Below are 12,558 nucleotides of genomic sequence, written 5' to 3'. Positions count from 1 at the left end.
CTTTCCCCTTCCCCCCCATTTGCTGTTTTTTCCCAAGGCCCTAGGCAATGAGTTATTCGTAGATGTTATGTCCTGCCAACGTACGCAATCCTTCCCTGTCTTTCACTAGAATGAACCCTTTGCTCCGTTCGATCAGTCCCTCTGCACAGAATTGTTTGATGACCCGGTTCAGATGCCGATAGCTCGTTCCCAGCAGGTTGGCCGTATCCGTCAGACTGACTGTGCTGACTTGACCGGTATAGAGGGAATCGGATTCGTCAAAGGAGACAGATAACAGGTAACTTGCCAGCCGCACTTCTACCGGATACAGTAAATTGAAGCTCAGCGAATTGGATTTGCTGTGAAATTTTTGCGTGATAATGTCCAGCAAAAATGTCAGCAGCGGCGCATATTCGCTTCCGTATTTTTTCAACCAGCGGTGATGGACCCCGATCATCAAGACAGATGAAACGGCCTCGACCGTATTGATGAAGTCAATCCCGCGGACGTATTCGATATCCCCGATCACCTCAAGAGGTGTCTTAAAAGAGAGAATGAGCGTCTTGCCCTCCGGCGAGGTGGTATAGATTTTAATCTTTCCCTTCACCAGTACGTACAGGTACTGTAAAGGCTCTCCTTGGGAGCAGATGAGCTCTTCTTGCGCAAAGCCGTACAGCGATAAATGGGGGATGATTTGTTCCGGAAAGACGGATTCGAGATGGTTTGCCTGCATGTATTGCTTCAATTGTTCGCGATCCTTGATTTCTTTCATGGCTTGGGTTCACCTCTGGTTCACATCTGTCCTCGGGAATGGTCATGCAGTTACAAACTCAGGATCACCACACCTGCTGTCATCAATCCGATGCCGAGGAACTGCGGCAGCCTCATCTCCTGCTTTTCTACGCCAAACCAACCTTTGCTGTCGATGAGAAAAGTCAGGCCCAGCTGGGCAATCAAGAGTGCCGCTATTGTTAGTGTAACACCGTTTTGCTGAATTGCCGTGACATTGCTGAAAATAATGACTGCGGCCAGAGCTCCGCCCGTCAAATACAACGGTTTGACTTGTGCAAACCCATGCCATGATCGGTCCCGAATAAGCATCAGGATCGCGAATGATGCGATGAATCCGGTTAACTGGGTAATCGTCGCCGTTTGCCAGGTGCCGATATCTTGACTAATCCGGGCATTGGCCACTCCTTGCAGGGTTATGAAGGCCCCGCCCAGCAATGCAAAAATAATTCCGCTCATATTTGCACTCCCCATTGTCGTCCATTTCTCTATTTATTAAATGACGGATGCAAATAGGCAGGGTAGGACATATGTCCTTTTAAAGGGAAAACAGTCATCCATCTGTATGCCGTCATCCGATGCCGAACGACTGTGACAAGTATTTCCACACGACCGGGTTTATAGTATGCTAGCCATATAAGGGAGGAGAGGGAAGCTATGGTGAAACAACTGATCGTCGGAGACGCCATGCATGAGCTGGCCACTACGCGCCGCATCCTGGAACGCTTGCCCGAGGAGCATATGACGTGGAAGCCGCACGAGAAATCGATGACTTTGGGCGGGCTGGCCACGCACCTGATCAACCTGCTGAAATGGCTAGTTGCGATTTTTCTTTACCCGGAATTCGATCTTTCGACCGTGCCGCTTCGGAGGGAACCTTTGGAAAGACGCGAAGACGTGCTGGAGGAATTCGACGCAAACGTCGTCAAGCTTGAAAAGCTGTTAGCTGAATGCGACGAAAAAACGCTCGGCGAGGAATGGACCTTGCGGAACGGCGACCATATCATCCTGAGCCAACCGCGGGCGATCGCGCTTCGCACCTTCGGATTAAGCCACATGGTCCACCACCGGGCACAGCTCGGGGTTTATTTGCGGCTTCTCGATATTCCGGTGCCGGGCCTCTACGGTCCCTCGGCTGACGAGGAAGGCAAATAAACTAGAACGCGCCGAAAAGTCGCAGGGAATCGGCTTGACCGCCGGTACTCTGCGACTATTTTTTCGGGACGAATGCTTTTTTGTCGCCAGGCATAGCGCAAATGACTTGCTTTTCCCGCTAGGCGGCAATCCGCTCTAAATCTGCGTATCGGTTGCCGACAGCATGAGACTGTCAGCCTGCCTAATACAAGCTGCGCCATAAATAAAATGTCGCGTATGCCTCCCAACCGGCCCAACTCGCAAACAATTCCTGCAGCTCGGATGGCGTTGGCTTGCGGTTCATGCCGAACCATTCGCGGACGGCATTCTGCAGGCCCACATCGCCGATGGGAAACGCCCGCGGATCGCGAAGGCAGCGCATTCGCACATAATGCGCGGTCCATGGCCCGATGCCGCGGATCCGCACCAGCTCGCGCTCAGCGGCATCAAAGTCGCCAAGCGCAAGCAGCTTGTCACGAGACAGCTCCCCGCGGCTCATCAGGGCGGCGGTCTCGAGTATGGCCGCCGCCTTTGCACGTGTGAGCTGCAGTGCCTGCAGTTCAGCCGCATCGACGCCGACGAGCGCAGCAGGCTCCGGAAAGCGCCGGTACGTCCGGCCTTCCCAGAGCGTGCTTTCGCCGAATGCCTCGGCAAGCCTTGCCTTGAGCTTATAGGCGAAGGCGAGGTTGACCTGCTGGCCGACGATTGCCCAGCAGAGCGCCTCGAACAAGTCCGGTATGCCGATGATCCGAAGTCCGTAAAACCGCTCGCCTAATACGCGAAGCACCGGATCTCCTGCAGTCAGCTTCCGCCAAGGCTCCAGATCGCGGTCCAGATCAAACCAATCGCGTAAATAGCGCTTCACAGCCTCCAATTCGCTCTCGCTGCCCGGCTCGCCTTGCAGGAAACGTACCTGCAGCGCCTGATCATCCGGGCAGGATATTTCCAGCAGCAATCCGCGGCCGGGGGCGGTTCCCTTCTCAGCCTCATTACCCGCCGCTACCAGCCTGATAATCTTCCCCTCGCGAACTTCGTACAAGCTCTCAAGCGGAGATCTTGTCATATACCCAAGGCACCGTTCAAAGCAAAATGGCTGGTCTACTGCCAGCTCAAAACCGGAAGCGCTCATGTCCGCCATCCTCCACGCCTTCGATGCCCTCTAGCCCGAGCAGCCTGCGCTTCATCTCAAGACCGCCGCGAAATCCTGTCAGCTTGCGGTCGGCGCCGATAATCCGGTGGCACGGCAGCAGTACCGGAACCGGATTGGCGCCGTTCGCCGCACCGACGGCCCGCACTGCCTTCGGCCTTCCGACTGCCTCCGCAATGTCGCGGTACGTTCGGGTTTCCCCGTACGGCACGTTCCCAAGCGCAGTCCACACCTGCTGCTGGAACGGCGTGCCGATCAGATCGAGAGGCACTTCCTTGAACGAAACCCGTTCTCCCGCAAAATAGGCCCGCAATCGATCAATCACGCCCGTTCGCTGCACTGCCGCCATATCTTCCTTCGGCTCGGCATCCGGCGCAACCCGTTTTGCCCAGCCCCGCCAATCTTCCAGCCCTTCATGAGGAAAAACGATCCGGCACACGCCGCCCTCCGTCGCCATGATCAGCCAGTTCCGTCCGTCAAGCTCCAGCCTTGTCCACAACAATTGTGTTCTCACCGAATTCCTTCCTTTCCGTTTGTCACGTCCTATGCTGACAAATGAGTCACCTTTATGCCTGTCGATTGCCAACATTCCCCTCGCGGTACGCCGACGGCGACAACCCGGTCTGTCCGCGAAACCACACGGCAAAATGGGACGCGCTGCGAAACCCGACAGCGGCGGCCACTTCAAACATCGGCAGGTTGCCGTTTTCCAACAGCCGCTTTGCTGCCGACAGCCTCGTCTGATGCAGCCGCTCCATTGGCGTCAGCCCGGTTACCCGTTTATAGGTACGCTGCAGATGATACGGACTGATCGCCAGCTTCTGTGCGATCGCCTGCAGCGTCACCCGTTCGCCGTAACAAGCGTCGATCACAGCGTCGGTCTGCGCTGCCAACTGCGCGTCAGGGCCAAGAGCGCCGGGAGTCTCCGGTTTGCAGCGCTTGCATGGCCGGAATCCGTCTCGGATGGCTGCCTTTACACTTGTGTACAGCGTGATATTTTCCCGTTTGGGGGTTTTGGCACGGCAGGATGGCCGGCAGACGATCCGCGTCGTTTTCACTCCCGTGTAATAGACCCCGTCGTAAGTCGACTCTTTCTTGACAATCGAATCGTAAACCTTGTCGAACAACTCCGCGTTCACGAGTACTCCCTCCTTGTCAGGAGATATTTGATAGTTCTCAGTATACCGCTGCAGCAGCGTCATCCCAAGCATTCTTGCATACGACAGCAACTTTTCGACATTCCTTAAGTTCACGCAATCCGCGAAAAGGTAAAGGGAGTCTATTTTGGCCTGCATTCGCAGCTTTTCTCACAGGAGTCCCCCCAACAAAACGCGGAAAACATATGAAAAAACCAACCTTTCCTATGTAAAGGAAAAATCGGCTTTTTCAATGGGACGAAACCGTATTTTTGTCCATATCGACTCACAGGGCGTCATTTTTTACGCTATTTAACCTTAACCCAAGATTGTCATTTCCCTATTATTCATATCTAACACTTCAATCTTCACAATACCACCGAGATTATTGGACACTAAATCAGACAATTCTTTTAGCGCCATATGAAATTCATCACTTCTTGTTTCATCGATTAATTCAATACAGAGAAATGCATTTTTCGTCTTTTCTGTTAGCATCGTCCTCTGAGCTTCACGCCAATTCCAGCATCTGCATATGGCACCGGCATCGTCTTTATAAACAATTTCACCTTCATATGGCGAAGCATTTTCATCACTTCCCAACGGGATAAACGGTTCGTTGCCATTTGCCTGCGTTAGCCGAATATCGCCTACAAAGGTATCAATATCTTCTCCGCCACACGGAAGCCCATAACGCAAGGAAATGGAATTATAGATGTCAACAAGCGGGTTTATTGTTCCGATATGATTGCCGTTTTTCACTCTCTTTAACAAAGCTTCAATGGAGCACCTTGCCCCTTTCTTTGTCTTGAATTTCTGAAAAGCTTCTCGCCAAACGGATATGACTGGATTACTGCTGAATTCCTCCAGACTTAAGAATTTATGTGCTTCTTTCTCTGCCTCCTGCAGCAGCTTCTCGTAGATGTCAACGTCCCTTTTTGAATTATCAATCCCCTGGCAAATAACGGTGCCTATTTTTGCATGAGGGAATAACGACCAAAAATCATCTTCAATGAGAAATCTAGGCATAACATATCTCTCCCTTTCATTTTTCATCATTACTCTTATGTTTTAGAGGGGCTCGCAAAGGCGGAGAATACCCCTAGAACGATATAAAAATAACCAGTTATCCGATTCAGTAACTTTGAACTCACTCTACTGCCCACAACCCGCTTTCTTATACTTGCTGCAAGAACTGCATACAAACCATCACTAATAAAAGCTAGGATAATAAAAATCGTTCCTAAAAGCAAAAATTGTACGGTGACTGATCCGGCAGAAGGCGATATGAATTGCGGAAAGAAGGCTAAAAAAAAGAGTGCTGTCTTCGGATTCATAACTTCTACGAGTGCTGATTCGAAAAATATCTTTTGTAATTTTTTGCGCGGGGCAGTTGGCATTTTTGAAGTCGTTGTATCAGATGTAGAAAATAAAGTCTTACACCCCAGATAGATAAGATAAACAGCACCCAGGTATTTAACGATATGAAAGGCGGTTGCTGATGTCATAAGGATCGCAGAAACTCCAATTGCTCCAGCTAAAACGTGAACAGAACCACCAAGAGATACACCAAGAACGGATACCAGGCCCGCTTTCTTTCCTTGATCTATACTTCTTGCCATGATATAGAACACAGCTGGACCAGGTATGATTAACAATGTAACAGCAGCAATGACAAATAGCCAAATAGTTGAAAACCCCATAAAATGCAACTCCTTACAGTATTTTTGCACATGGTTTCATTAGTCTCCTCCTTGATTGGCGAAAGCAAGGCTACACTTTATTAGTAAGGTTCGCTTTCATAAGGAGGCAATTTGTTTACATACAACATGAACAAGTCAGCGAGAATAAGGCAGATCATGTAAATAACCCTTTCCGTTGCTCACGCATCCACCGAGCAACCTGAACTTCCCCTTGTTCATTTGATTTCTCAAGCTCTGCAACAATGGATTTATAATCGGCGTTGTTGCGATTCTGGCTCATTTTGGCTGCAGCTTGCATGGAGGTGATTTCAACTTCAAAACCAACAATTCCTTTCATTTCGCTCTCAAGCAACTCAGGATGAAACGTATCCCAGAGCCGACCATTTTCTCGATGAGATTCATAGCGTTTCAGCATAGAATCCAAAGCCGATTTCAGCTCATCCCAAGTGAGTACGCGTGCTGTTCCATACGCATGTACAGCGAGATAGTCCCATGTGGGAACCTCTTCGCACTCATACCAACTTGATGAAATGTAAGCGTGCGGTCCTTGGAAAATAAGCAACACGTCCCTGTTATTGTCCAAAGTTTTCTTCTGCATGTTTCCGTATGCTATGTGCCCAGTCGCATAGATTTTCCCTTCATCTTCACGAATTTCCAACGGAATGTGCGTAGCCAATGGACGATGACCGTCAACAGTAATCAATAAGGCAAACGGATAAGACTTCATCATTTGAACTGCCTCATCATGATTCATACGATATTGCTTAGGAATGTACACAATCATCATCCTTTCAACTCGTCATTGAACTTTAAAATATAGTATTATGCAAACTGACATAAAAAAAGATACAATAACAAACAAATATACATGTCAGAGGGAATGCAAATGAAAAATGCCATTTTCACCTTTAAAGATAACGCCCCTAAATACAAACAAATCTACGAGAAATTCAAATCTTTTATTGAGCAAGGCGACATCATGGCGGATGAGCCATTGCCCTCCATTCGTCAACTTGCAGATTCCTTACATGTAAGCCGTAATACAACCTTAATGGCATATGAACAACTTGTTGCTGAGGGGTATATTCGTGGAGAGGGCCGAAAAGGTTATTTTGCAAATGAGTTAGAGCCCCTTTTATTTCAAGAGTCTCGCAGCTCTTCTCATCACAAGCGAACAGAGCCGGTACCACCTGTTCGCATCGATTTCCGCGCAGACGTCGTCGATCAATCGCATTTCCCTTTAAAAACGTGGAGGAGGATTTCAAATCAAGTATTAACGGTAAAGGACAGCTTTCGATACGGGGAACCTTTTGGCGAATTGTGCCTACGCGAACAAATCGCAGCATATATACTCCAGTCTCGTGGTGTGAGAACAGATCCACATGCAATTATTATCGGAAGTAGCACCCAACAAATGCTTGTGTATCTCGGTCATGTCCTGAAACATGATTTTTCTAGCATGATTGTGGAGGATCCTGGTTATGATGGCGCTAGGGAAGCTTTTCAATTAAATCGTTTTACGCTTGAAACGTTACCCGTTTATGAGACAGGTGCTGATTTTTCACACTTAGAACATATGAAATCACGATTAATTTATGTGGCCCCGTCCCATCACAGTCCATACGGGGTAAGCATGTCTATTCAACAAAGGCATGCACTTATCCATTGGGCAAACAAGAGGCAAGGATATATTATCGAAGACGATTACGACAGTGAATTTCGCTATACCCAACAACCATTTCCCGCCCTCGCTTCCATCGATTCAACGAGAGTGATTTATCTCGGGAATTTCTCAAAGTGCTTTCTTCCGGGAATCCGTTTAAGTTACATGGTGTTGCCGCAGCCTCTTTTAGATCGTTATAAACAACAATTCCTTCATTTCGAAAGTACCACTTCCATTCTTAGCCAACTCGCCATGGCTAAATTTATGGAAGATGGAGAATGGAATCGCCACATTAAACGCATGCGGCTTGTTTATAAACGAAAAATGCAGCACTTCGTAACCGTATTAAGAAAAGAATTTGAGCAAAATATTTCCATTATTGGCGAGCAGTCCGGTTTATACTTATTAGTCAAAGTACACTTGAAGCGTTCAGAAGAATGGCTAATCGAGCGTGCCTCTTCTTATGGTGTTAAAGTGTATCCCACCTCACTCTACTTCGTGAAAAACAATTCTGATGTGCCAATTATTAAACTTGGGTTTAGTAATCTTTCTTTTGATGAAATTCAGCTTGGTGTGGAGCTCTTAAAAAAAGCTTGGTCATAAAAAACCAGCAAAGCGCTGGTTTTTCATCATGAATGGAACAATTCGGAAAGAATCTGTTTTGGCACGGCAATTCTTACCGTGACCAATTCATTGACGATTTGGCTGATTTTCAAATCGCAGGCGGCACTTACCAGTCGATATCCGTCTTCAAAGGAGAGCTGCAAGGCTGAACAAAGATCCTTGCAGCTTCATTATATATCACGGAAGCGGGATTCACAGCGAGCGAGAAATCTGTCCGCTCACTCCCCCATCCCCATGATACTCTGGACGGACATGACAACTCGGTCCCTTTGCAGGGGTTTTGCGATAAAGTCGAGCGCGCCTGCACGGATAGCCTTGATGACAGTCTCGCGATGGACGACGGCAGAACAAACGATGATCTTGGCATCACGGTCAAATTCAATGATTTTTTCTGAAGCGGCCAAACCGTCCATCCCAGGCATGGATATGTCCATCAGGACCAATGCTGGCCGATATAAACGGTACATTCGTACCGCTTCTTCCCCTGTGTCCGCTTCGGCGATTATCTCAAAACCCATAGATTCAAACAAGTGGCGAAGCATGAGCCGCGCAAATGCCGCATCATCAACGATCATCATGCTGTTCATTTGATTGTCTTTTCTCTCCTATCTTTTCTGCAAAATCGCAGCCATTGATTTTCCCCTAACCTTTCTTATTTTATAGAGGTCCTCTCAACAATTTCTGAACAAAAAAAGAGAGAGGCTCTGCGCTCTCTCCGTTCCATTCTGATACTTACCTGATACTCATCCACTGGCTGAACCATTCTCTTATGTCCGCCCGCGGAACCAGATCAAACTCATCCCGCAGCATCGCCGTCAGGCGGTTATACTGCCCTTCTACCGCTTCCCGGTCACCAATCGTATCGAACAGCTTCATCAAACGGAAGTAAATTTCTTCCAGATGGGGTTGGATCTGCTGCATGCGCAGGTAGAGGGCGATCGCCCTTGTATGCTCACCATTGGCGGCAAGGTAGTTGCCGACTTTTTCAGCGTGGTTGTACCAGTCCGTACGCAGCCGCTGCCGTTCACTCTCGGCCCAAAGGTAGTCGTAATCGGCAAAATAATCACCCCGGTAGCGCTCGATCAGAGCCAAATGTTCGTCGAGGCTCTTGCTCGCTATCGGCGGGAGTCTTCGCATACTGCTTTCCCATTCGTCCACATCAATGCCGATCTCGCTTATATCCAGCCGATACCCATTTTCACAGTTGATGATTTTCAATCCGATTCCGAGCTGGTCAAGGGTTTTGCGGATTTGATACACGGTTGTATATAACTGGGAGTACCCTTTTTTCCACTCCACATCGGCCCAGAGAAGTTCCAGCAAATAATCCTTCCGCACGGGCTGCCCCCGCCGGTGAACCAGGTAGGAAAATAGTTCCTGGGCTTTTGATGTACGCCAACGGATCGTTTCGGGACTCCTGCCGGAGACTTCGATTTTGAGCGATTGAAAACAGTGAATCCTTTGCAATTTGCCTGAGGCGGTACTGTTCTTGCTCGTCTCTTTTTCTTTTTTTATCCTCATCAAAGTTTTTAGCATCCGCTCGCGCTGGACGGGCTTTAAGACATAATCAAGCGCGTTCAACTCAAACGCCTTCACCGCGTACTCCTCGTAGGCAGTGACAAACACTATATCGGTATCGGGCGAGCGCCTAAGAATTTCTTCTGCCGCTTCAATCCCGTCCATTTCAGGCATTTCTACATCCAAGAAGACAACGTCGGGTTTGAACCGAGGGAGATCGTCGAGGGCCTGCCGGGGATCCTGGTATTTTCCCATAAGCTGCAGCCCTTCCACATCCTGAAGCATTTTTTCCATGAACTGCAGCGATAAACGTTCATCATCGATAAGCAGCACCTTCAGCTGACTTCACTCCAATCTACATTTCTCTCCTGTTTTTGGGAAACCCATGCGAATCGGGGGGTGTATTCGCTTTTTGGCAGATGAGAACGTTTCTGACTTTTCTTGTTTTATTCGATTTGTTTAGGCGATTCCCTTCTCATCCGAAACTTAGATTCGCAATATCGTTACAAATACAAAAATCGCGGGTGTTATCCCCGCGATCTTGTCACTATCTGCAACTCTTGATTTCATCGGCAAACCATCTTGTGATGATCTCTGGCCGGGTAATCGCAGTCCCTACTACGACTGCATGTGCGCCAAGCTCCAGCATTCTTCGCGCCTCTTCCTTATCGTGGATTTTTCCTTCTGCTACGACTGGGGTTTCAAGGGCTTTTGCCAGCCTTTCAACCAGGGCGAAGTCTGCTCCCGTGATATGACTGGTGTATTCCGTGTAACCGGCAAGCGTCGTCGAGACGATGTCTACGCCGTATTCGACTGATTTGACGCCTTCCTCAAAGGTGGAAACGTCCCCCATGATCAATACATCCGGATGGTTTTGCTTAATGTGATGAATGATTTCGGGCAGTGTCTCCCCGTTTGGCCGTCGGCGCAAGGTGGCATCGATCGCGACGATGTCGCATCCCGCTGCGATGACTTCTGCCGCGCTGTTGTAGGTAGGGGTAATGTAGACACTGTAATCCGGATCCCATACTTTGTTGATCCCGACGATCGGCAAACGGACTTTTTGCTTGATCGCTGCAATATTCTCTGGCTTGTTCGCTCTGATGCCGATCGCTCCGCCCTGTTCTGCCGCTGTGGCGAAAGCAGCCATAATGTCTGCGCCGTACATCGGCCATCCTTCCCTGGCCTGACAGGAAACGATCAATCCGTCTTTTATATCTGTTAAGATTTTTTGTTTTTTCTCGTTCACTCTCTTTTCCTCCTATCCCCCGTCCACTTTAGATGATGTGGAGCAGCTTGCCGAGGATTCCGATCACAAAACACAGAACGATCAGAATATAAATCGCATTTTTCTTTTTTAACAGCAGGTAGTAGAACAGCAGCGTCAATGCGATCGGCAGCAAGCCGGGCAAAATCTTGTCCAGCATCTCCTGCAGGACGATCTTCGCACCGGAGAGATCCCATTCAGCTACCAAGCTGATTTTGACAAAATTGACGACCATCGCGCCTGTAACCATTAAACCGGCTATCGTTGCGCCTTGCACGAACTTCTCGATGATATCGGACTGCTTCATCTTCAATATCAGACTCGTGCCGAATTTATACCCGTAGTAAACGCCGTAATAGCGAGCGCCCAGGTTCAACACCAGGTTTGGCACGATAAAGAGAATCGGACCGAGGATGTTGCCGTTAAGCGATAGTCCGGCGCCGATCGCAGCAAACAAGGTCATAAACGTCGCCTTGAAGACGGAATCTCCAATTCCTGACAAAGGCCCCATCAGTGCAGCTTTCGTAGACGAGATTACCTCGCCGGAGATCGGTTTGCCCTGTGCTTTTTGCTCCTCCAAGGCAAGCGCTACCCCGATGACGGCGTTGGCCGTGTACGGATGGCAGTTGAAAAATTCGTTGTGCCGAACGATCGCTTCCTTCAACTGCTGCCTGTCCGGGTACAATTTTTGCAGGGCCGGCATCATCGCATAACAAAATCCGAGATTGCAATACCGTTCGTAGTTGATTGACGTCATGCTGAAGAACGAGCGCCCAAAAGTGCGCCACAGGTCCTTCTTGCTGAGAATGCCGTCCGCGGCTCCTTCCGCTGCCTGCGGAAAGTCAGACCCCGCCCCTTCCTGCTTATCCTTGCCCAGCGCGTAGACAGAGGCGGCGATCCCCAGACCGAGCAGGGCCACGGAGAGCACATCCAGTTTCAGATAGACGGCCAGGACAAAACCGATCAAGAAAAACGACCAGTATTTTTTGAAATTCATCATCTTCAGCAGCATCGCCATCCCGATTGCCGGAAGAATGCCGGAAGTCGCTTTCAACCCGTCCATCAGCCAGGCAGGCATTGCGTTTACGAGGCCGTTTACCCATTCGCTGCCAAAGTAAATCGCGAGAAAACTGGGCACGAACATCACGACGAAGAAACCAAGCAATCCAGTTAAATGAGTGCGTTCCGCCTGTTTGATGTTTCCGTTGGTTAAGTGCTTATCTGCGCGGTGAACAAGATAGATGTTAAAATTCCACGCCAGCATAATTAAGAACTGGGCAAGAATGCCGATCGGCAGCGCGAGGACGATGCCTACTTCTGGTTTGCCTCCGCTTAAGATGGCGAAGGCAGTCCCGATCAGACCGGCGATTTGAGCATTCGGCGGAATGGATCCGCCGATCGGAAGTACGCCCATGTACATCAATTCGACACTGGCCCCGACCAAGAGACCGGTCTGCACATCGCCCATAATCAGACCGAGCAGCGGACCGGCAAAAATGGGCCTGCTGATCATTAGGTAGCCGTAACCGTAGTTCTCTGTCATCAGGAGGGCAATAAACAGGCTGATACAAAGCGCATAGAGCAAGCTGACTTCCATT

At 49.2% G+C, this 12,558-nt stretch carries 15 protein-coding genes; 3 read left to right on the top strand and 12 right to left on the bottom strand.

The window, feature by feature from the left end; all coding sequences use genetic code 11:
* Window positions 1–52: 52 nt before the first annotated feature.
* Complete coding sequence (locus tag ACI7RC_RS12490; RefSeq protein ID WP_408108576.1) at window positions 53–751, bottom strand: Crp/Fnr family transcriptional regulator; 699 nt, start codon at window positions 749–751, stop codon at window positions 53–55.
* Window positions 752–801: 50 nt separating this feature from the next.
* Window positions 802–1,227, bottom strand: a complete 426-nt coding sequence (locus tag ACI7RC_RS12485; protein WP_408108575.1) for a DMT family transporter — start codon at window positions 1,225–1,227, stop codon at window positions 802–804.
* Window positions 1,228–1,425: 198 nt separating this feature from the next.
* Between ACI7RC_RS12485 and ACI7RC_RS12480 the strand changes: the two genes are divergently transcribed.
* Window positions 1,426–1,923: a DinB family protein gene (locus ACI7RC_RS12480; RefSeq protein ID WP_408108574.1), complete on the top strand. Its 498-nt coding sequence runs from the start codon at window positions 1,426–1,428 to the stop codon at window positions 1,921–1,923.
* Between the two features lie 181 nt (window positions 1,924–2,104).
* On the opposite strand, the gene ACI7RC_RS12475 is transcribed toward ACI7RC_RS12480, so the two are convergent.
* From ACI7RC_RS12475 to ACI7RC_RS12450, 6 genes are all read right to left on the bottom strand, one after another.
* Window positions 2,105–3,031, bottom strand: coding sequence for a DNA-3-methyladenine glycosylase family protein (locus ACI7RC_RS12475; RefSeq protein WP_408108573.1), 927 nt, complete (start codon window positions 3,029–3,031; stop codon window positions 2,105–2,107).
* Complete coding sequence (locus ACI7RC_RS12470; RefSeq protein WP_408108572.1) at window positions 3,012–3,563, bottom strand: methylated-DNA--[protein]-cysteine S-methyltransferase; 552 nt, start codon at window positions 3,561–3,563, stop codon at window positions 3,012–3,014. Before ACI7RC_RS12470 ends, ACI7RC_RS12475 begins: the two co-directional genes overlap by 20 nt.
* A 52-nt stretch (window positions 3,564–3,615) precedes the next feature.
* Window positions 3,616–4,188: a bifunctional transcriptional activator/DNA repair enzyme AdaA gene (locus ACI7RC_RS12465; RefSeq protein ID WP_408108571.1), complete on the bottom strand. Its 573-nt coding sequence runs from the start codon at window positions 4,186–4,188 to the stop codon at window positions 3,616–3,618.
* Window positions 4,189–4,503: 315 nt separating this feature from the next.
* Window positions 4,504–5,214, bottom strand: coding sequence for a B3/B4 domain-containing protein (locus tag ACI7RC_RS12460; protein ID WP_408108570.1), 711 nt, complete (start codon window positions 5,212–5,214; stop codon window positions 4,504–4,506).
* A gap of 35 nt (window positions 5,215–5,249) precedes the next feature.
* Window positions 5,250–5,888, bottom strand: coding sequence for a LysE family translocator (locus tag ACI7RC_RS12455; RefSeq protein WP_408108569.1), 639 nt, complete (start codon window positions 5,886–5,888; stop codon window positions 5,250–5,252).
* A 154-nt stretch (window positions 5,889–6,042) separates the two neighbouring features.
* Window positions 6,043–6,675 (bottom strand): FMN-binding negative transcriptional regulator, encoded by a 633-nt coding sequence (locus tag ACI7RC_RS12450; protein WP_408108568.1) that lies wholly within the window; start codon window positions 6,673–6,675, stop codon window positions 6,043–6,045.
* Between the two features lie 99 nt (window positions 6,676–6,774).
* On the opposite strand from ACI7RC_RS12450, the gene pdxR reads away from it, so the two are divergent.
* Both pdxR and ACI7RC_RS12440 read left to right on the top strand, forming a co-directional pair.
* Window positions 6,775–8,154 (top strand): MocR-like pyridoxine biosynthesis transcription factor PdxR, encoded by a 1,380-nt coding sequence (pdxR, locus tag ACI7RC_RS12445; protein ID WP_408108567.1) that lies wholly within the window; start codon window positions 6,775–6,777, stop codon window positions 8,152–8,154.
* Window positions 8,155–8,186: 32 nt separating this feature from the next.
* Window positions 8,187–8,324, top strand: coding sequence for a hypothetical protein (locus ACI7RC_RS12440; RefSeq protein ID WP_408108566.1), 138 nt, complete (start codon window positions 8,187–8,189; stop codon window positions 8,322–8,324).
* A 69-nt stretch (window positions 8,325–8,393) separates the two neighbouring features.
* Here the strand turns inward: ACI7RC_RS12440 and ACI7RC_RS12435 are convergent, their stop codons facing one another.
* The 4 genes from ACI7RC_RS12435 to ACI7RC_RS12420 all read right to left on the bottom strand — a co-directional run bounded on the left by ACI7RC_RS12435 (window position 8,394) and on the right by ACI7RC_RS12420 (window position 12,557).
* Window positions 8,394–8,762, bottom strand: a complete 369-nt coding sequence (locus ACI7RC_RS12435) for a response regulator (protein WP_408108565.1) — start codon at window positions 8,760–8,762, stop codon at window positions 8,394–8,396.
* 145 nt (window positions 8,763–8,907) lie between these two features.
* Window positions 8,908–10,026: a response regulator gene (locus ACI7RC_RS12430; RefSeq protein ID WP_408108564.1), complete on the bottom strand. Its 1,119-nt coding sequence runs from the start codon at window positions 10,024–10,026 to the stop codon at window positions 8,908–8,910.
* A 214-nt stretch (window positions 10,027–10,240) separates the two neighbouring features.
* Complete coding sequence (locus tag ACI7RC_RS12425; RefSeq protein WP_408108563.1) at window positions 10,241–10,942, bottom strand: N-acetylmannosamine-6-phosphate 2-epimerase; 702 nt, start codon at window positions 10,940–10,942, stop codon at window positions 10,241–10,243.
* Between the two features lie 28 nt (window positions 10,943–10,970).
* Complete coding sequence (locus ACI7RC_RS12420; RefSeq protein ID WP_408108562.1) at window positions 10,971–12,557, bottom strand: PTS system mannose/fructose/sorbose family transporter subunit IID; 1,587 nt, start codon at window positions 12,555–12,557, stop codon at window positions 10,971–10,973.
* Between the last annotated feature and the right edge of the window lies 1 nt (window position 12,558).

It is taken from the genome of Brevibacillus sp. B_LB10_24 (assembly GCF_046036945.1).
Taxonomy (GTDB): domain Bacteria; phylum Bacillota; class Bacilli; order Brevibacillales; family Brevibacillaceae; genus Brevibacillus_C.
This window is presented reverse-complemented; position numbering and strand designations above follow the sequence as displayed.

What these genes read in the sequence shown, in the direction of transcription:
- ACI7RC_RS12480 (WP_408108574.1), top strand. Translation starts at nt 1,426, where the DNA reads ATGGTGAAACAACTGATCGTCGGAGACGCCATGCATGAGCTGGCCACT.
- ACI7RC_RS12450 (WP_408108568.1), bottom strand. Translation starts at nt 6,675, where the DNA reads ATGATGATTGTGTACATTCCTAAGCAATATCGTATGAATCATGATGAG.
- ACI7RC_RS12485 (WP_408108575.1), bottom strand. Translation starts at nt 1,227, where the DNA reads ATGAGCGGAATTATTTTTGCATTGCTGGGCGGGGCCTTCATAACCCTG.
- ACI7RC_RS12455 (WP_408108569.1), bottom strand. Translation starts at nt 5,888, where the DNA reads ATGGGGTTTTCAACTATTTGGCTATTTGTCATTGCTGCTGTTACATTG.
- ACI7RC_RS12460 (WP_408108570.1), bottom strand. Translation starts at nt 5,214, where the DNA reads ATGCCTAGATTTCTCATTGAAGATGATTTTTGGTCGTTATTCCCTCAT.
- ACI7RC_RS12435 (WP_408108565.1), bottom strand. Translation starts at nt 8,762, where the DNA reads ATGAACAGCATGATGATCGTTGATGATGCGGCATTTGCGCGGCTCATG.
- ACI7RC_RS12420 (WP_408108562.1), bottom strand. Translation starts at nt 12,557, where the DNA reads ATGGAAGTCAGCTTGCTCTATGCGCTTTGTATCAGCCTGTTTATTGCC.
- ACI7RC_RS12475 (WP_408108573.1), bottom strand. Translation starts at nt 3,031, where the DNA reads ATGAGCGCTTCCGGTTTTGAGCTGGCAGTAGACCAGCCATTTTGCTTT.
- ACI7RC_RS12440 (WP_408108566.1), top strand. Translation starts at nt 8,187, where the DNA reads ATGGAACAATTCGGAAAGAATCTGTTTTGGCACGGCAATTCTTACCGT.
- pdxR (WP_408108567.1), top strand. Translation starts at nt 6,775, where the DNA reads ATGAAAAATGCCATTTTCACCTTTAAAGATAACGCCCCTAAATACAAA.
- ACI7RC_RS12490 (WP_408108576.1), bottom strand. Translation starts at nt 751, where the DNA reads ATGAAAGAAATCAAGGATCGCGAACAATTGAAGCAATACATGCAGGCA.